The 21,818-nt window shown below is 48.9% G+C and carries 14 protein-coding genes; 4 read left to right on the forward strand and 10 right to left on the reverse strand.

The annotated features are described in order from the left end of the window. Nucleotide 1: 1 nt before the first annotated feature. From AXFE_RS03555 to moeB, 6 genes are all read right to left on the reverse strand, one after another. Complete coding sequence (locus tag AXFE_RS03555) at nucleotides 2-1,585, reverse strand: acyl-CoA mutase large subunit family protein (RefSeq protein ID WP_052604513.1); 1,584 nt, start codon at nucleotides 1,583-1,585, stop codon at nucleotides 2-4. A gap of 592 nt (nucleotides 1,586-2,177) precedes the next feature. Further along, entirely contained in the window at nucleotides 2,178-3,818 is a 1,641-nt protein-coding gene (locus tag AXFE_RS03560; protein ID WP_052604514.1) for an NRAMP family divalent metal transporter, read from the reverse strand. 469 nt (nucleotides 3,819-4,287) lie between these two features. Further along, entirely contained in the window at nucleotides 4,288-5,028 is a 741-nt protein-coding gene (locus AXFE_RS03565) for a GntR family transcriptional regulator (protein WP_052604515.1), read from the reverse strand. Between the two features lie 2 nt (nucleotides 5,029-5,030). Further along, nucleotides 5,031-5,471, reverse strand: coding sequence for a DUF1634 domain-containing protein (locus AXFE_RS03570; RefSeq protein ID WP_052604516.1), 441 nt, complete (start codon nucleotides 5,469-5,471; stop codon nucleotides 5,031-5,033). Continuing rightward, nucleotides 5,472-6,308 (reverse strand): sulfite exporter TauE/SafE family protein, encoded by an 837-nt coding sequence (locus AXFE_RS03575; RefSeq protein ID WP_052604517.1) that lies wholly within the window; start codon nucleotides 6,306-6,308, stop codon nucleotides 5,472-5,474. Between the two features lie 521 nt (nucleotides 6,309-6,829). After that, nucleotides 6,830-8,014, reverse strand: coding sequence for a molybdopterin-synthase adenylyltransferase MoeB (gene moeB, locus AXFE_RS03585; RefSeq protein WP_052604519.1), 1,185 nt, complete (start codon nucleotides 8,012-8,014; stop codon nucleotides 6,830-6,832). Between the two features lie 191 nt (nucleotides 8,015-8,205). On the opposite strand from moeB, the gene AXFE_RS03590 reads away from it, so the two are divergent. Beyond that, a complete protein-coding gene (locus tag AXFE_RS03590; RefSeq protein WP_052604520.1) occupies nucleotides 8,206-8,814 on the forward strand; it encodes a nitroreductase family protein in 609 nt (202 codons plus the stop codon). Between the two features lie 625 nt (nucleotides 8,815-9,439). After that, entirely contained in the window at nucleotides 9,440-10,135 is a 696-nt protein-coding gene (locus AXFE_RS03600; RefSeq protein ID WP_052604522.1) for a hypothetical protein, read from the forward strand. Nucleotides 10,136-10,375: 240 nt separating this feature from the next. On the opposite strand, the gene AXFE_RS03605 is transcribed toward AXFE_RS03600, so the two are convergent. Together AXFE_RS03605 and AXFE_RS03610 are read right to left on the reverse strand one after the other, a co-directional pair. Beyond that, entirely contained in the window at nucleotides 10,376-11,851 is a 1,476-nt protein-coding gene (locus AXFE_RS03605) for a leucyl aminopeptidase (RefSeq protein WP_052604523.1), read from the reverse strand. Nucleotides 11,852-12,103: 252 nt separating this feature from the next. Beyond that, nucleotides 12,104-12,643, reverse strand: coding sequence for a cob(I)yrinic acid a,c-diamide adenosyltransferase (locus tag AXFE_RS03610; RefSeq protein WP_052604524.1), 540 nt, complete (start codon nucleotides 12,641-12,643; stop codon nucleotides 12,104-12,106). Nucleotides 12,644-12,711: 68 nt separating this feature from the next. Between AXFE_RS03610 and metH the strand changes: the two genes are divergently transcribed. Continuing rightward, nucleotides 12,712-16,176 (forward strand): methionine synthase, encoded by a 3,465-nt coding sequence (gene metH, locus AXFE_RS03615; protein ID WP_052604525.1) that lies wholly within the window; start codon nucleotides 12,712-12,714, stop codon nucleotides 16,174-16,176. Between the two features lie 280 nt (nucleotides 16,177-16,456). Next, nucleotides 16,457-17,041: a class I SAM-dependent methyltransferase gene (locus AXFE_RS03620; RefSeq protein WP_152625840.1), complete on the forward strand. Its 585-nt coding sequence runs from the start codon at nucleotides 16,457-16,459 to the stop codon at nucleotides 17,039-17,041. A gap of 743 nt (nucleotides 17,042-17,784) precedes the next feature. On the opposite strand, the gene AXFE_RS03630 is transcribed toward AXFE_RS03620, so the two are convergent. Both AXFE_RS03630 and tkt read right to left on the reverse strand, forming a co-directional pair. Then, on the reverse strand, nucleotides 17,785-18,729 hold the full coding sequence (locus AXFE_RS03630) for a phosphoribulokinase (protein ID WP_052604528.1): 945 nt from the start codon (nucleotides 18,727-18,729) through the stop codon (nucleotides 17,785-17,787). A 128-nt stretch (nucleotides 18,730-18,857) separates the two neighbouring features. Beyond that, on the reverse strand, nucleotides 18,858-21,791 hold the full coding sequence (gene tkt / locus AXFE_RS03635) for a transketolase (RefSeq protein ID WP_082058456.1): 2,934 nt from the start codon (nucleotides 21,789-21,791) through the stop codon (nucleotides 18,858-18,860). Nucleotides 21,792-21,818: the final 27 nt, after the last annotated feature.

The raw sequence follows: 21,818 nt of genomic DNA on the forward strand, positions 1-21,818 counted from the left end.
GTTACCCTCTTGGAATATATATCCCAAATACACTTCTTAGCGTATCGGAAACTTCGCCTAATGTTGCATTTGCGCGCAGCGCAGCCTTCATTGGATACATTAGATTTGCATCACCTTTGGCTGCGCTATAGACCTCTGAAAGTCGCTCTTTCACGGCCGAGTTGTCACGATCGGCACGTAGCTTAGCCACACGTTCACATTGCTCCTCTTGGAGCGCTGGATCAATCGGAAAGACCTCTGTTGCTACCTCTTCCTCTTCGACAAACTCGTTTACACCTACAATTATCTTTGCCTTAGAGTCGATAGATCGCGCGTAATCATAAGCCGCTTGCTCAATTTCATCCTGCATGTATCCATTTTCGATAGCCGCTATCGCTCCACCCATTTCCGCTATCTTGGCGAGATATTCAAGTGCCATCGACTCAACTTCGTTGGTCAAACTTTCAACAAAGTAAGAACCGGCAAGAGGATCAACTGTGTCGGTTACGCCTGATTCATATCCAATCACCTGCTGGGTGCGCAGAGCCAACTTAGCAGCCTGCTGAGTTGGAAGACCCAGGGCCTCGTCAAACCCATTGGTGTGCAAAGATTGAGTTCCCCCTAAAACTGCAGAAAGGGCTTGGATGGCTACTCTCACCAGATTCACCTGAGGCTGCTGCGCAGTCAGAGTGGAACCGCCGGTTTGAGTGTGAAACCTAAGCAATTGGCTCTTTGGATCCTTTGCTTCAAATTGATTCCGCATAATGTCTGCCCAAATCCGCCGTGATGCGCGAAACTTGGCCACCTCTTCAAAGAGATTGTTATGCGCATTCCAGAAAAACGAGAGCCTCGGGGCGAATTCGTCAACCTCTAAGCCAGCCGTTATTGCCGCCTCTACATATGCAATCGCGTTGGCAATTGTAAATGCAATCTCTTGAACCGCAGTTGATCCAGCTTCACGAATGTGATATCCCGAGATTGAAATAGTATTCCAAGCAGGCATGTGTTCATTACAGTAGGCAAAGATATCAGTGATTATCCTCATCGAAGGCCTCGGCGGGAAGATGTAAGTGCCTCTCGCCACATACTCTTTGAGGATATCGTTTTGGATCGTGCCGCCTAGCTTGGATGACTCTACTCCAGCCTCTTCAGCAACCAACTGATATAGGAGCAAAAGGATTGAAGCGGTGGAGTTGATAGTCATCGAGGTTGTCACCCTATCGAGGGGAAGACCATCAAGTAGATCTCGCATATCTTCAATGGAATCTATAGCTACACCGACCTTGCCCACCTCCCCAAAGGCGCGAGGATGATCCGAGTCATAGCCCATCTGAGTCGGAAGGTCAAAAGCACACGACAAGCCTGTTTGTCCTGCCTTGAGCAGAAACTTAAAGCGCTCGTTGGTTGCCTTAGCGCTTCCAAAACCTGCATACTGGCGCATGGTCCACAGTTTGCCTCTATACATATTTGGATAGACCCCACGAGTATAGGGATACTGCCCGGGAGCACCTAATTTTGAGGCTGAATCAAATCCATCCAAATTAGAGCCATCATAAAGTGCGTCAATTTCAATACCAGAATCGGTTCGATGATCACCAAAAGTCATGGCATAGATGATACTCTAATGAGCGCACTGGAGTCGAGTTGACATCAAATCCGCATTAAAACCAAGAACAATTTTACATTTCCTAAAAAGGTAATGGATTAAATTAAGTCAACATCACATTTAGCTCAACTCTAAATAAGATGCCCAAAGACCAATAGATCGATTTGGATCACAATGTGACTATTCCACAACTGGCAACCACTCAATATTGAACCTTGCGACCACCATTAATGTACCTAAAATTCGGTATTAGATGCCTCGTTTTTTTGAGAGTTACTTGTGCGTCAACCTCCCATTCCTGGATTTGAAAGTCATCTTCGTCTCTCCATAAGGATTATGGCCAACCCTAAACTGAGGGTAGTGCTAAAGGGCAGCCCTCTGAAGCTGGAGAAACTCTGGCTCTTCTATAGCGTTCGAGGATGTTCCACGTGACTTCAAAGAGTTGAATATTCGCCAACGGCCGCGCACAGAGAAGCGACTCACGAGTGAGTCGGGGAGAGAAAAAACCACAAGAACCACGAAAGGGACCTTCCGCCACCGGCCCAGCATCACGGAATCACCCCGTGGTGCTGGGCCGACAACAGTCGACATCTCAGCGAACTGCGACCTCGACGATCTTCACGACGACGAGGGCAAAAGCAATGATGAGGTAACCACGGAGCGTCAAGAGCCCAATCTTGCGCTGGGTGGACATGACCGGTGTCTTCAGCGTTGCGAGTGCTGGCATCCTCCAGGTCCGACGATCCATTGGCTCGACGCTGGCAACAGCTAGAGCGATCGTCGTCCGACGGGATTGCACGAGCACGTAAAGGCCAAGAACGAGGCCGACTGCCACTCCGCCACCCATCACGGCCACGATCTGCATCGTCGTGATGCTCGGAAAGAGCACACTTGCCGTGAGGATGATAGACAGCAGGACAAGCACCCAAATGATCGCCGACGTGAGGATGTTGAGCTTCCTGCCGTTGACCCACGGGCCCAGCACTTCTTTGTCATTGCAAAGCAGCATGAGGAAGACGACAGCACTTGGTAGGAGCACGCCTGCGAGCGTCTGGACACCTTCGGTCAACAAGCCGAGCGGCACACCCGGAATGATGACGAGCGCTGCTGAGAGCGCTATCAATCCAGCGTAGGAGAGGTAGAAGCCCTTCGCCTTACTCACGGGACGGTGAAGGGAGTGATTGAAACCAAGCACGTCCGAGCTTGCGTACGCCGTCGCAAGGCCGACAGCAGCGGCTCCAATGATGCTCGCATCCAGGAGGGCGATGGCAAAGAGGTCCCCAGCAAGCGGAGAGACATACTTCGCAAGCCCCGCAGAGACACCTGCTGCGTTCGTGAAGTTGCCGAACTCCGGGTGCCCTGCAAACACGGCAGAGGAAAACCCAAACATGGCAGCCGCACCAATGACGACTAGCCCAATCCCAATCCAGAGATCGGCCCGCTCGTAGTTGATGAACCGAGGAGTAATCCTCTTATCGATGACGTACGACTGCTGGAAGAAGAGCTGCCATGGGGCGACCGTCGTTCCAACGATCCCGATGATGAGGAGCATGACCGTCGAGACCTGGGCTCCGTGCGGAAAACCAGGGATGACGAAGTTGTGCACCATCTGCCCGACAGGTGGGTGGACCATCAAGTAGATCGGAATGAGGACAAGCGACCCAGCAACGAGAATGAGGCACACCCGCTCGAAGCGACGGAAGCTCCCCGTGCTCGCTGCTCCAACAACGACGGCGCCTGCCAGGATCACGGACGGGACCTTGGGTAGCCCGAGGTATCCCGTCGCAAGCGTGACCCCGATGAACTCCGTTACGATCGTGAGGGCGTTGAGGATGAACAGGTCGATGACACTGAACGCTCCCCAAAACTTCCCGAACCTTTCCAGTATGAGGCGAGCGTGTCCGACGCCGGACACGGCACCAAGTCTCAGCACCATCTCCTGGCTCACGTACAAGACGGGAACGAGGAGGAGGAGGGTCCAGAGGAGGTGCGTTCCGTAGTTCTGTCCAGCCTGCGTGTAGGTGCCAAACGCACCGGCATCGTTGTCGCCAACCATAACTATGAGTCCTGGTCCAACGATAGCAAGGAGTGTCTTGAGCTTCGCCGACAGGTTACGGCGAGGGGCAACGTCGCCAAGGGCGATCGTGCCGAGCGCACCCTGGATGTCGCCGAGGTGAGCGTCATCGAGAACGGCGGTGCCCTCGAGAGCTTCGGTAGTGGCGATCTTTATCATCGACGGCAACCCTCCAACACGTGTCGAGGCGAGCAGTCGAACAGGTGAGCTTGGAACTGGTTCCTATAGCTATCTCCGTGAAGCGTGTTCAACGCTTCAGCAGCAACGAAAAAAATGATCTCGGTCATGGTGGTATCCTGGAATCTGAGAATGCACGCGCCAAATGACGCTTCTGGGGCTGGGAACGAGTGCAGTCTTGGGCGTGCACGAGCAAACTGTTGGCAGGCGTTCTCCAAGCTCAGTAACCGATATGGATCTTGGCGTCCAGGTTGGTCGATCAATGCAGAATCCGACGAGACCACCGGTGGACGTAGGCAACAACTGTGTAGTTAGCCGATGTGTATCAATACCTGAGCAGAAGCTGGAGAACGCCAGGTACTAGGAGGTTCGAGTTTCATTGGTGCACCTCCTTCTCGCTCTTGACACTTAGGTAGTGAATCTATTATACCTGATTATTCCACAACGCTACCTAAAGAGTTGGCGACTCTCCACCGGGCCAATTTGCAACGAGGGCATAGCGATCTCCACGAATTAGACTTCTCCGCCATTCGATAGCCTCGTTTCCAGATATGGCAAGTCGGTTGATCGAAAAGGCCCCCACATCTTTTGATATGCCAAGGCGCATTCTCTCATAACTCGATGGAACGATTGGTTGAATCTTCTCCCAACCACCGGTTATCTTGATACCACAAAAGCGATCAAGTGCCTCGTAGAGGCCCCCTTTGGAGAGATCGGCCTCTAGAAGATTTGCCGCTCGATCCCAGGGCAACCAGGACCGATCCCACCCAATTGGATCGTCACCAGCAAAGCGAATTCTCTCGATATAAATGGCATCCACAACTGAACTTCCTAGAAATTCTCCCGCCTCAAAAGGTGGAGTTTCACGCTTGCGGGCCACGACTTCGCTACGCTCTGCAAAACCTTGCGAGCTCACCGTCGTGGCCATGCTATAGAGAGAGTGGAGTGGCTGCTCCAAAACCGTGCGAGAAACCAATCTGGTCCCTCGTCCCCTTTGACGAACCACCAAGCCCTCGGACTCGAGTCGTCGGATCGCCTCACGTACGGTCTGGCGACTTACTCCATAGAGACGAGCTAGCTCTTCTTCGGTAGGAAAGCGTCCATCAAATTCACCCGTGCCAGCTCGATCTCGCAAATCCTCACAGATTTGCGCCCAAAGCGGAAGTGGGCTTGAGCGATCTATCGCGCTCAAGCTCAAGCTCCTGCCAAAAAAAACGAAAGAATGAGCACAGCAAAGACGTAGATGGTAACGATAGTCATAGCTGGGTCCTTCTCGATTGAAAAAGAGACTATGGCGACCGCGACTCGTAAAACTGGAGTAATAATCAACACCATCGTACCGAGTACAATTATTCCCCTACCCTGTCCTTTGGCGAGCGAATTCCACAAGCCGCTAAATGAATGCGGAAATTGTGATGACGGCGATGTCAAAGAGTGAAAAGAGAGCGAACCCGACAGCTTTGCATATGCGGGGTGATGAGCAAACATCACCACCAAACCAACGATGAAGATTGCCACACTTAGAGCGACTCCGATTCGAAGCACGAGCGAAATGGTGATTTCGGTCATTCGAATCTTTTCGTTCATTACCTTGGCTTGTTCTTCTGTCTCAGGAGGACGCCTGGTAAGCCTCAACTAAAACACCCCCTTCTGCAACATCTCAAGCGAAATGACGATCAACACAACTACAAAGATCAAACGAATTACGTGACTCTTTAGCTTTCCCAAAACCTTCGAACCGACCGTAGCTCCAATTAGAACTCCGATGGCAACGGGGGCAGAGATGATGGGGTCAATCTGACCTCGAGCAAAATAAACCCCCGCACTAGCTGCAGCAGTTACACCGATCATAAAATTACTAGTGGCTGTCGAAACTTTCATTGGAAGATGCATAGCCAAATCCATTGCCGGCACTTTTAGAGCACCCGATCCAATGCCCAGCAGAGCACTCACCAAGCCGGCTACATACATCATGAACAAGCCAAGTTTGGTGCCGGTAACTTTATATGAAATCTCCTTTTGTTCCGCTTCATCAAAGTACTCACCATGAAGCTCTAGAACGTTAGCGATTCGATCGCTCGAGACGCTAAGAGGTGCCGCAGCACGACGACGCTGGAAGGTAGCGACCGCTGAATAGGCAAGAACCACCCCGAAAAGCAGAAACAAGAACCGAGTAGGCAACAGCGTCGTGAGGTAAGCACCCGTTACTGCACCAGTAGTCGTCGCAACCTCCAAAAACATACCGGCCCGTAAGTTCGTCATCTTCTCCCGGACATAGGCTGCTGCTGCACCACTTGAGGTGGCAATAACCGATACAATACTCGCACCAATGGCAAGTCTTATATCAACGTGAAATAGTAAAGTCAACACCGGAACGATGACCACACCGCCGCCAAGACCCACGAGCGAGCCGAGCATCCCAGCGGCAACTGAGATCAACCCCAGAGAAATGACAAAGTCAAGAGGAGTCATATGTACAATTGTACATACAAACGAACACCGATGTGTAAAAAAGACAAATATTTAAAGAGCAACCTCTCGGACCAAATCCTGCTTCATTGCATTGTCCCTAGTATGTTGGCATATGACCAGCCAGACGCCAAAGAGATTGTCTGAGGGATTAGTGTCTTTTGAATCGTATAACCAAGAGCGATGATCCGTCTTAGCGATCTGCCCATAGAGATACAAGGGACTTCTTCAGACATAAATGTCAAAAAGCTAATAAAACCAGGCCATCACAAGAGTGATACCACAGCTGAAGACAAAACCTTGGTTTTCGCCAATGCCCAATGGCAGCTTTATGCCAAAACAGGCTCTACCACTGGCGCCGTAGTTACTGGCCCTGTGAATTGTCAGATTCTAGCCAAAGGCCGCCTGTATCCTTTGGCCTGAATCAACCGATAATGGCATAAATAGCTTTGGTGAAAAATTCATAATTAGACCAAAAAAGCAGTCTGCAATAACAGGACTGCGATTAGGTAATATCCGTGAATCTAGTGCAGACTCAAAACCGTAGTGGCCGATGGATGGGGCATGCAAAGTTCGTCGTATTCCGAAATCACGATCTCGGTGGGATCTATGGAGCAAGCGGGGCAATTGGGGTCTCGTCGAATCCTGAAGTTCCTAAAACTCTCTTCAAGCGCATCATATGACAATATTCTTCCTGCCAATGTCTCTCCTATGTTCAATAAGATCTTGATTGTCTCCATGGCTTGAATCGAGCCGATAATCCCCGGCAAAACGCCTAACACGCCTGCTTCTGCACAACTTGGCGCCAACTCTGGCGGAGGTGGTTCCGGAACGAAGCATCGATAACAAGGGCCTACGTAGGGTTGAAAGACTGTCGCTTGACCCTCAAATCTAAAAATCGAACCATGCACGACTGGGATCTTTTTGATCAACGACGCGTCATTTACCAAATATCGAGTTGGGAAGTTATCGGTGCCATCCACGATGACGTCATAACCATCAATAACAGAAAGGATATTTTCAGAATTCAAACGTAGATCATAGGTAACCACCGTCACATCGGGGTTCAAGGAAGAAAGGGTCTTCTTGGCCGAATCGACCTTCCTCTCTCCAATTCGATCCATATTGTGGAGAATTTGCCTTTGTAGGTTAGAAGCATCGACGACATCCATATCTAAAATCCCCAAAGTACCAACGCCTGCCGCAGCTAGATACAGGGCGGCTGGCGAACCGAGTCCACCGGCGCCCAGCAGAAGCACCTTTGATTCAAGCAACTTCATTTGCCCTTTAGTTCCGACCTCTGGAAGTAGAAGATGTCGCTGATAACGATTCCGCTGTTGCTCATTTAGAACCTTTGGAACTTGCCAATTGCGTCCCTCATCCTTCCAGCGATTAAATCCACCCGCCATCGATACGACATTTTCATAGCCGATCAAAGTCAACGAATGGACAGCTAGCGCAGATCGAACACCGCCCGCACAATAGACAACCATAGGCTGAGACTTGTCAGAGACTCGACCTTCGATTTGCAACTCTAGATTTCCACGTGGAATAAACAAAGAATCCGCGATTGCACCCTGTTCGACTTCATCCGCTTCGCGCACATCAACCCCAAGCCACCCTAACTCAAACAGTTCCTGGGCCTCTTGGGTAGAAACCTCCCTAATCTGACCCTTTATACTTCCAAGCAAATCTCTAAATCCGGCCACTGTCGTCTCCTTGGCTGAGCTTCCTAAAATACCTTACGAGATAAAACTCTACTATTTAAGTCGACATTCCCAAACGAAGGCTACTCTAAAACGGTGACAAAGGATTTTGAAGCGTTGACAAAGGACGTCTTGGTGACAGATCATAAGGACCAATAGCCTGGAGATTTGTCCGATTTATCATAAGGAGACCAGTGGAATTTTCCGAAGTTTTGAAGAAAAGACGCACGCATCGCCACTTCCTGGAAGACCCTGTTGAAAAAGAAGTCCTAGAGGCAATATTACACGCGGCGACACGGGCGCCATCAGCCGGATTCACCCAAGCAAGTCGGTTCCTAGTCCTAACCAACCCAGAGGCACGGGAAAAATTCTGGTCCATCGTCGCTACACCCCAGTGGCGCGAAAAATCCAAAAGCCACGCAGGGCTTGACAATGCTCCCGTATTGATAATTCCCTTCTCGAATCAGTCCGCCTACATCGATCGCTATCAAAGGGACGACAAACGATATGCGCAAAAAAAGATAGAGAGCGATTTTCCATCACCATATTGGACTATCGATACAGCATTCGCGGCAATGTTGGTCCAGCTAGCCATCGTAGATGCAGGTCTCGCATATCTCTTCTTCGGCCTCCCCGTGGATCGTTCGCTACTTCTTGAAGCGTTCAACATACCGTCAATCTATGAACCTATTGGAGTCATTGCCCTTGGGCATCCAGCCAACAATGATCCATCGGCTTCATCAAAGGTCCAAGTGCGGCTTCATCAAGATGACCTTATCTGGATGAATGATTTCAAGCGTTAACGAGGCTCTTTATAATTTTATATGAATTTTCAATTATCTCAACCTGGTGATTTGGACTTATGATTGCCGTTACGTCGGAAACGCCCAAAGGCAAACAGTGGTCCATTTGCGAAATTCCACAAACATTCAAGACCCTGACCTGGCTATCTATCCATATAACTAGCTGCATCTTCATATCAAATAGGGAACCTATCGTTGTAGATCTAGATAACATTTATTTAACCTAATCAAAAAATATTCAAGTAAATCCGAATCCTTAGGATTGGCCATAACGTTAACTAAGTCGTCATCCATTAGGTAAAAAACTGAGCATCCAAAATAATAGTATCGGAGGCTTCCGACCCTCGCGCATCTTCAAAAATGACCACGCAGCATAATTTGATTTTTTTAGTTCAAAACATTAGACAAGATGAAAAAAACGATGCCTTACAAGTAAATCAGGCTAAATACTGTAAATCAAAATTGATATTCACCGATAAAAAAGTAACTCAATTGGATTTCAGAGTCATATCCGGAAAATAGATTTCCAAAATTTCAAGATATTTCAAGATATTTCGATTTTATTTATGTAATATAGGTCAATCGCAATTATTGCCTCCAATCCCTATATTCGAAAGGTTCTCCTGTGACTGTCGACCGCTCTAATAGAAATCCCATCCCTAATGACTCAAGTGACCACACCAACAATCAATCGGAAATCGAATCTACAGCGATTTCAAATAATGGAATTGAAGAAGAAGACGGCAGAATCATGGTAGGCACCTGGGTAGATCCATTAGTGGAATCACTTGGCTTTGACCCTAGGACAAACTACGTCGAATATTTCTGGCTCCCAATTTTAGGGCCCAGCTGCATCTTTCTTCTGCGACGTATGGCGTATGCTTTCGACCTGAGTGGTGACTTCCGAGAGATGTCACTACACACAATTTCTTACGAAATTGGACTTGGATCACCAAAGGGATTTAGCAGTAGTATCACCCGAACGGTGAATCGATGCATCCAGTTCGACATGGCAAAGCTACTTCCTAATGGTCAGCTTGCCTTCAGGAGGTCACTGCCGCCGTTGAGTCAGCGTCAACTAAATAGACTGCCGATCAGACTTCAAGAAGTCCACGAAGCTCTAATTCTAGGATACGGCACGCCTGTAACACAAGAGGCTAAGGATCAGAGCGTAGCGATTGCCGTCTCGCTTCTTGAGTCTCATGAGTCAGAGGAGAGGGCCATCGAGGATCTAGCCAGGTGGAAGATCGAACCTACGGTAGCAAAGCGGGCTCTAGAAGCTTTGTTTCCACGAGACGATCTAGAAAATAATAAGCAATGAAGTGTGCATTTTTCCGTGCTTTGGATCAGACCAAGCAGATACTTAGTTCTGTCAATCTCGACTGATCGATAAAGTCGATTTGGCACTTTCAGGCCAGATAATAAATCATCAAAGCTGAAAGTGCCAAAGTTGACTAGCGCATTTGAAGCCGATGCGAGCGCTCAAGAAACTAGTCGTCGCCTCAATCTTTCGATGTCGTTCAAAGATCAACCTAGGTCACATCACCTAGGTCATAACCAACTACAGTGATCCCAGCAGCAGATAACACAGGAGCCTGGCACCGAATCCAGTTCCGCCACGGGAGATGTAACCTCGGTCAGAGTCCGATCGCGATGGACCCGCAATGTCAAGATGAGCCCATTTCTGACCTTCTACAAACTCACTTAGAAGCATTGCCCCAGCAGTTGCTCCTGCTTGACCAGCCTCGCCAATATTGCGCATGTCAGCGATCTCCGAACGGATGTGCTTTTTGTAACGTTGCGGAATAGGAAGTTCCCAAAGTGCCTCGCCGGACACTTCTCCCGCATCTATCAAGCGTGAGATTAGCTCGTCACTATTTCCAAGAACACCAGCGATCTCGGTCCCAAGGGCAACTACACACGCCCCAGTCAAAGTTGCCAAATCAACGATATAGTCTGGGGACTCCTCCGAGGCCAAAGTTAGTCCGTCAGATAGCACTAATCGGCCCTCAGCGTCGGTGTTGAGAACTTCAATAGTCTTACCGCTTCTAGTGGTAAGAACGTCACCTGGCTTAGTTGCGCTACCACTTGGCATATTCTCCGTCAACATCGCAAAGCCGATCACCTTCTTGGTGACATTTAGTCGGCCAAGGACCGACATAGCCGAAATTACCGCAGCCGCACCGCCCATATCGGTCTTCATCGTCTTCATTCCATCGAAGCTTTTAATGTTCAGACCACCAGAGTCAAAGGTTATGCCCTTGCCGACCAATGCAATGCTTTGGGTCGCATTTGCTGGGGCATAGGTCAACTTGACCACCCGAGGTTCTTGAGAAGATCCGGCCGCTACTCCCAAAAGCGCTCCCAGTCGCTCGCTTTGAATTCTTTCACCATCCCAAACCTCAATCGAGATAGAAGGATCGCGGGCAAATAGTTCTTCGGCCACCTTCGCGAACACTGTGGGTGTTAGAAACCCGGCTGGCTCATTTACTAGAGTGCGCGCCAGTTTGGTTGCATCCGAGATTGCTTCACCTTGAGCTATCGCTCTATCACAATCTGAGCTCTCTACATCTTCGCCAATCAAAAAGGTTACGTTGCTTAGAAGCGATGCTTTTTTGAGTTCCTTTGGATCGCTCTTATATTTGTCAAAGCGATAGCTAGACATGGCTATTCCCTCAACCAAATAACCTAAAGCATCAACTCCATACCGGGCAATAAAGTCTATGGTCGAAACTACAACCTCGCTAAAGCCATAACTAGCGCGCCCAATCAAAGCTCCAACTTCACGAATCTCATCAGCCTTTAAATCCTTGTTGGCGAGACCAATTAGCCCCATGGGCCCATTGTTCAGCCTTGGCAGGATCAGAACCTCATTTGCCCCAGCGCTAAAGCCCAGAGCATCAACTCCGTAGTCGGCCAAAGTGGCTCCTGCTAGAGCCTCTAGTGGACTGCTAATAGAGTCCGGAGAGACAAAGATGAAATTTGGCAAATCGCCATTTTCGTTAAACGAACTAACTCTATAGGTAACTTGTCCCAAGTGTTTTCAACTCCTTTTCATAAATTCGCCAATAACGACTCAACCGTATGCGAATTAAAGCTATGCGAATCTTATTAGCCAAAATTGCGAACTCTTGGCTAGTGAGAACCATTTTGAGAGGTTTTGATTCCCTGGGAGCCTTGATGTGGCATGGTCAGGCGGAGCCAAAACCTACCTTTTGTAGCTTTGGCCGCTAACCAAGAGTTACAAAAAGATATTCGCGCACCTCTCGCCCTCAAAGATTGGCGCCTACTAACCCCTTGCCAATAGGTGTTCAGCTTCACACCAACGAGCCAAGATCCAAGCAAGGTCGGATAATCTATTGAGATAGACCCCAACGACCGAATCAGGGATCTCTGAACAAAACCCCAAACTAAGACGTTCAGAGCGTCGAATCACGGTCCGAGCAAGATCCAAGGCCGCTGAAAGTTGGTTAGAGCCAGGAACCACAAACTCTTTTGGCATCTCGAACAAATCTGCGATTTCGTCGATCAATTCCTCAATTCGTTCCACCATCTTGGTTGAAACCCTGGAACTTCCCTCTTTCAATTTAGATCGCGATGCCTCAAGCGTTGCTACCTCAGCCATCAGCACCCATAGATCTCGTTCGAGACCAATCAAAATCTCATTCAATTTGCTATTGTTACCACAGAAAGATCTGGCAAGACCGAGTGCTGCTTGTGCCTCATCCACGGCGCCATTTAGCTCTATATGAATCGAATCCTTTGCGACCCTTGCACCATAGAGTAGGCCTGTAGTTCCGTCATCGCCTTTTCGGGTATATATTTTCACGATTTTACGTTGTCTCCTACGATTACCAAATAACTATGTAATCCAAATATCTTGGCTAGGTTAATAATATGAGCGATTATCTAGAGGCAATTAAAACCAGAGTATTACTTTTCGATGGCGCAACTGGTACCAACCTTCAATTGAGGAACCTAAACGCCGACGACTTTGGCGGAGCGAACTTGGAAGGACTGAATGAAAATCTTGTCTTAACCCGTCCTGACGTGGTAAGAGAGCTCCACGCTAGCTTCTTAGAAGTTGGAAGCGACGTAATTGAGACCAATACCTTTGGGTCATTTCCAATCGTTCTTAGCGAATATGGAGTGCAGGATCGAGCCTTTGAATTAAATCGCATAGGTGCATTGTTGGCTCGAGAGGTCGCAGACTCCTACTCCAGTAAATCCCATCGTCGCTTCGTGGCAGGATCTATGGGTCCCGGCACCAAACTTCCCTCGCTCGGGCAATCGACCTTCGATACTCTTAGGGATGGATATCAACTACAAGCAGAAGGGCTTTTAGTTGGCGGTGTCGATCTTTTTATAATAGAGACCGTCTATGACCTTCTAGGGGCTAAAGCTGCAATAACTGGGGCTCGGCTCGCCATGGAAAAGCTCGACAAGAAAGTTCCGATTCAACTCCAGGTGACAGTCGAACTGACCGGGAGGATGCTGCCAGGAACAGAGATATCTGCCGCGCTAATCGCACTTCGCTCGATGGGGATCGACGTAATTGGAATGAATTGCGCCACTGGACCCGAAGAGATGGGTGAGCACCTTCGATATCTCCATCAAAACACCACACTCCCGATCTCCGCGCAACCCAACGCAGGTCTTCCTTCGGTAGTGGACGGAAAGATGCACTACGACCTAACGCCAGAAGGACTCGCTAGACATCACCACCGCTTCATCAACGAACTCGGAGTTCGAATCGTAGGTGGATGTTGCGGGACAACACCCGAACATATCGCAGCAGTAAGAGAGATAATCACCGACCAGGTGCCGAAATTTGTGACCCTAGATGCACCACCAGCACTCGCCTCTCTCTATAGTTCCGCACCAATCACACAAGAACTGTCATATTTTTCAGTGGGAGAGCGAACCAACGCCAACGGATCCAAACGTTTTCGCGAGGCCATGCTCCAGGGTGATTGGGATACCTGCATCGAGATCGCCAAAGATCAAGTAAAAGAGGGTGCTGATGCAATTGACCTCTGCGTCGATTACACAGGCGCAGATGGCGTTGCAGACATGGAGGAACTCGCCAGTCGATTGGCGACGGCTTCAACACTACCGATCGTTTTAGATTCAACTGAGCCCCTTGTGATCGAGACTGGTCTCAAGCACCTTGGCGGGCGAGCGCTTTTAAACTCGGTGAACTTGGAAGACGGAGATGCTCCCGGAACTCGATTTGATCTATTTTGTCGCCTTGCCAAAAAATATGGAGCAGCTGTAGTTGCAACCTGTATCGACGAAGAAGGCCAGGCACGAACTAAAGAATGGAAGGTAGCGGCAGCTAAAGCCATCTATGAGATAGCGACTAATCGATATGGACTTAGCGCGGCAGATATCTTTTTTGACCCATTGGTGCTTCCAATCTCAACTGGCATGGAAGAATCTCGTAAAGATGGAATCGAGACAATAGAGGGCATCCGAAAGATCAAGGAGTCACTACCGGGGGTCTTTACCATAGTTGGCCTCTCAAACATCTCCTTCGGATTGAAGCCGGCCGCAAGAACGGTCCTCAACTCGGTCTTTCTTGCAGAGTGCACTGCTGCAGGATTGGATGCCGCAATCGTGCATCCATCAAAGATCGTTCCCCTTTCAAAGATTCCACCAGAACAAAAGCAGGTTTGCCTCGACCTCATCTACGATCGTCGCACCGCCGACTACGATCCCCTCTCGGCCCTTATCGACCTCTTCGAAGGTGTCAATGAAAAGGCGGCGGTGAAGGAGGATTTAGCGTCTCTTCCCATCTCCGAACGTCTCCAAAGAAGAATCATCGATGGGGACAAAAATAATATCGTCGCCGATCTCCATGACGCGCTAGAGAGTGGAATTCCAGCACTGGAAATTATCAATGAATATCTCCTATCTGGCATGAAGGTAGTGGGTGAACTCTTTGGAGCGGGCCAAATGCAGCTTCCATTCGTCCTCTCCTCGGCCGAAGCGATGAAACGTGCTATCTCGTATCTGGAGCCATATCTTGAAAAAGGACAAGCCAATAAAAAGGGAAGGATCGTCTTGGCCACAGTCAAGGGTGACGTCCACGACATTGGCAAAAACCTAGTAGATATCATCTTCTCCAATAACGGCTATGAAGTACACAACCTCGGCATCAAAGTTTCAATCTCTGAGATGATCGCCAAGGCAATTGAGATAAAAGCAGATGCAATTGGCATGAGTGGTCTTTTGGTCAAATCTACGCTTATCATGCGAGAAAACCTAGAGGAATTGAATTCCAGAGAGCTCTCATCGATTCCCGTCATACTCGGTGGAGCCGCACTGACAAGGACTTACGTCGAACAAGACCTCAGAAAAATCTACCAAGGTCGTCTCTTTTACGGCAAAGATGCATTCGAGGGATTGGACGTCATGAACAAGTTGGCAGAAATAAGAGAGGGTTCAATACAAGATGACGATTTTGGACGCAAACTCTCCGAGCGAAAACTGGGGCCAAAGCGCTCAGAGACGATGTCATCTCTCCCAGAAGTTGCAGCCATACGGTCCTCTGAAGTTGCGATAGACAACAAGATCTACAAGCCTCCATTTCTTGGAACCCGAATAGTCTCTGGAATTTCAATCGACGAAATCGCAGGTTTTATAAATGAAACTGCACTCTTTCGCAATCAATGGGGATTTAGGCCCGAAAATGGTGAAAGCGACGGAGAATTCAAAGAGAGAATTCGATCAATCTTTCGATTGGAGCTCGAAGAGGCCAAAGCGAGCAACTGCCTAATCCCCAAAGTGGCCTATGGCTACTTTGTGGCTGCTTCAGCGGGAAACCAACTCCTGATATATGAAGACGAAAGCCGATCTAAGGTGATTGAAACCTTTGATTTCCCCCGTCAAAAGGTTGAACCCCACCTTTGCATAGCTGACTTTTTTAGACCTTATGATTCGCCCGAGGTCGACTACATCGCAATGCACGCGGTAACCATGGGATCTGAGGTCTCGGCCCGTACAGCAAAACTCTTTGAAGGCGGTGACTTCAATGCATATCTTCGCCTTCATGGTCTTGGCGTTGAGATGGCAGAGGCACTTGCGGAACTTTGGCACCTACGCATCAGGGTCGAAATGGGCTTTGGAGATGAGGACGACAATTCAGTCCTCGGGCTATTTCGCCAACGTTACCGAGGTGGTCGATACTCCTTTGGCTATCCAGCTTGTCCCAAGCTAGAAGACAATGAAAAGCTCGTATCGCTCTTAGGCGCGACACGGATCGGCATTGAAGTCTCAGAGGGCTTTCAACTTCACCCCGAACAGACAACTACTGCGATAATCTGCCACCACCCCCGAGCTAAATACTTTGTCGCCTAGAAACTCCCCACGGAGCCACTCATTACCAAAATAGCTGCTATCGACATCTTCTTTTACATCTCCGCATCCTATGGGAGACGTAAAAGAAGATAAACCCATGAGTAACAGGCGCAGGCACAATTATCAGAGATGGCGCGTTTTGGTGATTTGAAGGTGACGAAAAAAATCTCGATATACCGTTCTTTTGGCATCACCGCACCTATAGGTCAATCTGTAGTATATACTACAGTTAAAGGCGTAAATAGCATATGACCTCTACAACTTGGAAAGCAGGTTAATCGTGAGTAATGCACAAATGTGGAACGAGCGCTATGCAGGGATCGATCGACTTTGGATTCCAGAACCAGATCCCAAGCTCGCTGATGTTATATCAAACTTTTCCCCTGGCAAGGCGTTAGACCTAGGATGCGGCGAAGGCCGCAATGCAATGTACTTAGCTAAAACCAACTGGGAGGTGACAGCGGTAGATTTTTCCAGCGTTGCCCTTGAAAGATTAGCCAGAGCGGCAAATGAAGCGGGAGTGAAAGTAGATACGATCTGTAGCGACATCTTTGACTTTCTAGATCAAGATGACAGCTATGACCTAATCGTTATTGCTAACATTCACCCTTCAAGAACCTTGCGATTAGAGCTGTATAAAAAGGCCATTAAGAGAATAAGTTTGGGCGGACACCTATTTCTAATTGGACACCATATCGAATCGCTCGGAATAGTCGGGCCATCAGATCCAGATCTACTGATGGACGACTCCGAAGTCACAGAGGCCTTTGTGGATCAGAAGATCGTGCGACTTGAAAAGATCACGGATATCGCAGACCACGGTCATTCGGCACCCTCTCTATTAGCGGTGATCGAAAAACTTTGATCCCCTCGTAGGCGGCAACATCCGCTGAAGGGTTTCACCGTGAACTCACCTTCTTTTCTTTACAAACAGGACCTATGTGCTCACGGACCAGGCATTCAAAGATAGGCAATACCGCTGAAAACCAACCATATAGATTTAGTTTTCAGCGGCCACGGTAATTCACAAGACAAAACGACCTTTGAAGGCTATTACAAGAAATAGACAATCAAAATGGTCGCCTTCTTGCTTATGGCGTTGGCTTCCTGCCGCCAAACCAGGATGACATTGCCCATCTGGTATTGGTCGGGGAGTGGACTTTTGGCTTCAAAGCCTGAAAAGAATATCTTTCGATCAATCTTTGGTAATCGACATAAAAGCCACTATGTACGTTCAGCTGGTAGGAGATGCAAGAAAAGCCATTGACATGACGAACCATCGATTTGCAAAATCACCTATGAAACAACTTTTAGATCTCCCGGTGAAAACCGCCTTAATCTGGCACTTTACATCTAGAGCTAATTGGTTCGATCGCAAATCCACTACTCAATAAGAAATCATTCCGTTAGAGTGATGTCTCTCCATCCTCACCGAAGATAGACCCGACTAATTATTTGGCTGAAACGATGATCCCGTCAGAACCACGCTTAAATTAAGATCATCACAATCTCTAAAATGACAGTTAGAAGTACTCTAAAATAACCGTTACCAAGACTTCGACTAACCATTTGAACCGGGATAAATCCCGATAAGACATGTGACGCCAATCAGCCTTTGGCGGCCTGCAAAAGGTGATAAAGCAGGTACAGCTGTGCGATCGCTAATGGTTCGCTACGCTTCTCATCTGTAATTCGTCCCAGCGAACTTGGAAGAGGCTGGTCGATCCCTAGCCTCGACCAGATCGCCTCTTTTATTTCGCTCGCTACTTCTTTGGATGCATGACCATGTATGTGAAGCACGTCAACTGGCTTATTGTCATCGTCGCGCATCAGCTTTAGATGTATAGCCTCTCTCGTATCGGATGAGAGTAGGTCAGAGATAGCTGGGTGGTCAATCGTTGGCCTAAGAAGGATTGACACCGACAACGGAATCTCCTCGCCTTCGCCAGGTGAAGCCTTGGCGAAGCTCATGACGATATCTGCATTGGCTCGTTGCGGGCGGATATATGCGCCAGACTCCGGCTCACGCTTATCAAGATCTGCTAGAACCTGCTCTTTTGTATAACCACGTTGAGATACGTCGCGTTGTACCTTCCACTCACGTCGAACGCTCTCTGGGGGGTCCAAGAAGACCGTTACATCAAAGCAAGCCCTCGACAACTTAGACCAAAGGGGAAATAGGCCCTCTACAACGACAAAGTCCTTAGGTTCAAACAAAACTGGACGATCCAGAGTCCCGTGATGGTGGCTATAGAGTGGCTTTAGGATTGGTTGACCCGTTGCGAGCAGTTGCAGATGCTGCTCCATGATCTCCAAATAGTTGCAATTAGGGTGCAGCGGAGTAAAGGGAAGATTCTTCCGTTCATTTCGGTCGTAACGATGATAGTCATCGGTACAAAATGAAGATATGTTAGCCGGGCCGAGCGCCTCGACAAGGCCCCGAGTCAGGGTTGTCTTGCCGACCGCCGAATCTCCAGCGATTGCCAACATGGGTACGTGTCGGCGTAAACGATTTCGGTTAGCCCGTTCAATCATCGCAAGTCGATGCGGCATTGGTGCCCTTTCGTTATTGTACTAGTTCATTTTGGATACAAAAATCTAAAGGGCCCTAAAAAAGATTCTAAAATCTTCCTAGGGCCCTGAAATATAGAGTCCTAACTTCAAATCTGGGAATTTACAACCTAGGCAAATTGCGATACGACGGAATAGCTCCCATTTCGAATCAAAGCGCTAGATATGTAGAGGGATCCGTCTCGATAGGTGACGGGTTCCAATACGCCAGCTCCAGTTACAGAGGTTATGGCCACAACTGGCTCTGCTAAAATCAAGGCATCTTGATCAAAGACATTGTCGATAATTGAAGCGTCAAAAGAAATTATCTGAGCTCGCTCAGCGTCACTCTGGGGGGTCAATTGACCTTGGAATTCACCGCCTAGGGCCTTGGTCATAGCTGCCATAATGATGCCCTCTGGTGCTCCACCAATCCCAAAGAGTGCATCGATATGACCGACAAGAACCTCGAACGCTCCCATCACATCGCCATCTGGGATTTCACGAACCCTGGCTCCAATTTTACGAATACGCGAGATAAGCTCCTTATGGCGAGGCTTGTCAAGTACAACTATCTCAATCTCACCGATCGACTTATCCAAGACCTTTGCCAGAGCTTCAACGTTAGATTCAATCGAATTCGAAAGAGTAAGAGCACCCTTGGCTCGAGAGCCAACGACCATCTTGTCCATGTAATATCCAGGTAGATACTTGAAGGTGCCCCTCGGAGCTGCAGCAATTACAGAGACCGCACCTGGCTGGCCTTTTGCCACGTAATTTGTACCCTCAAGCGGGTCTACCGCAATGTCAAAGGTAGGTCCAGCTCCACTTCCTAAGCGCTCTCCGCGATAGAGCATTGGAGCCTCGTCCTTTTCTCCTTCACCAATTACGACTTCAAGTGCAATTGGAGCCTTGTTAAGAGCTCTTCGCATAGCCCCCACTGCCAATGAATCAGCAGAGTTGCGATCGCCCCTGCCAACTTTTGAGAAACTAGCCTTGGCGGCGTCGACGCAGGCTAGAACAATATTGCGCTCTAGGACTAGATTTGCATTTAGGTACTCTAGGTCGTGGCTATCTTTTTTGGTCGACTCAATTCTTGACAAAGTTTCACGGAACGATTGCGCAACCTTTTCGCCCGAAAAACCAAAGTGGGCTTGGACTTCTGAGCCTTTACCGGAGGCGCCGTATGAATGCATAGCGATTATGTCTGCTTCGCTAGCCACAACTGGCTCCCAGCCAAGAGGAATGCCTGCCTCTACGACAAGCGTGGGAAGTCCCGAAGTTAGAGCCTCGATTCTCCCTCGATAGACGTCCAAGAATCGCTCGCGCCACATTACCGAGACCACGCGCACCGAGATACCGTCATTTTGCTTCAAGATCTCTGCGGCCTCTAGGGCAATTACCACTTCAGATCCGCTCGAGATGATTACCCCTCTGGCATCTTGAGGGTCGGAGATTATCTGCATTCCAGAGTCCTTGACCCAAGCTGGATCACCATGTGTAGTAACGGTTGGAAGACCTTGTCGAGAAAGCACTAATACAGATGGCATCGAAGGGTCCCCAATGGAGGTTGCCCAGGCTGCAGCTGTCTCATTTGCATCCGCTGGACGCATTACACGAAGGTTTGGGATAGCCCTTAGAGCTGCTAGATGTTCAACCGGCTCATGTGTTGGGCCGTCTTCTCCGACTGCAATGGAATCATGGGTGAATACGAAATTGACGCCCAAGCCCATAATGGCTGCTAGGCGCACAGACGGACGACAATAGTCGGAAAAGACCAGAAAAGTTGATCCATAAGCCACAAAGCCACCATGAAGTGCAATCCCGTTTAGGAGTGCAGCCATCCCATGCTCACGAATTCCAAAGTTAATCTCTCTGCCTAGATAATTAGACGATGAGACAAAGTCCAGACCAAGGTTTGTACCAGTCGACTCGGCCAAGTCAGCAGAGCCGCCAATAAGGAAAGGTAGAGCTTCGCTCAACTGGATCAAGACCTCTTTGGAGGATATTCTCGTAGCCAATGCCTTATCTGGACTAAATGGTTTGATTGACCCAGCGATCTCACCTGGAGAAGGCACTACTGGAGAGATTATTTGACGCACCTCATTAGATAGCTCTTTATAACGTTCTCTCCATGCAGCCGCAAGCTTTTCGCCCTTTTGCACGCTAGAGCGGGCGTGGTCATAGATCGCTTGCGGCACTTCAAAGGGAGGATAGGTCCACTTGTAAAACTCTTTAGTGCCCGCGATCTCCTTAGCGCCTAAGGCCGATCCATGTACCGAGCTCTTACCCGCCTTGGTAGGAGCGCCATATCCAATTACCGTCCGCAGTTCAATCAGTGTCGGTCCGCCCGTGTTTTCGCGAGCCTTATTGAACGCTGATTCGATAAGATCGAGATCCTCATGATCTTCTACCAAAATGGTATTCCAACCATAGCTTTCGAAACGACCTCGAATATTATCTGTGCAGGACAGTGTGGCATCGCCTGTAATCGTTATATTGTTGGAGTCAAACAATACAATCAGCTTATTCAAACCTAGATGACCAGCCAAAGAGCCTGCTTCGTGAGAGATGCCCTCCATGAGGTCGCCGTCTGAAGCAAAGACGTAAGTGTGATGGTCTATTACTCCTTTAGCTCCTGCGGCATCAACTCGGCTCGCCATCATAGCTTCGGCAAGGGCCATACCAACGGCGCTAGAGATCCCTTGACCCAGCGGACCGGTCGTCATTTCAACGCCAGTTGTGTGATGGTATTCGGGGTGTCCTGGTGTCTTTGAACCCAATTGACGAAAGCCCTGGAGGTCTTGGACCTCAAGTCCATAGCCAAAAAGGTGCAAGAGCGAGTAGACGAGTGCCGATCCATGGCCAGCCGAGAGTACGAATCGATCGCGATCGGCCCAGGTTGGATCAGATGGTGCATGCTTTAGCACCCGAGAAAACAAAGTATATGCGGCAGGTGCAAGTCCCAGAGGAAGGCCCGGATGGCCCGAATTAGCGTGCTCCACCTGATCTATCGAAAGCATCCTTAGCGCGGTTACGCAAAGTTGATCATTGTCGTTTGTCATAAAATCTTTCCGATCGTTTAACGTTCA

Source organism: Acidithrix ferrooxidans, from assembly GCF_000949295.1.
GTDB classification, from domain to species: Bacteria; Actinomycetota; Acidimicrobiia; order Acidimicrobiales; family Acidimicrobiaceae; genus Acidithrix; species Acidithrix ferrooxidans.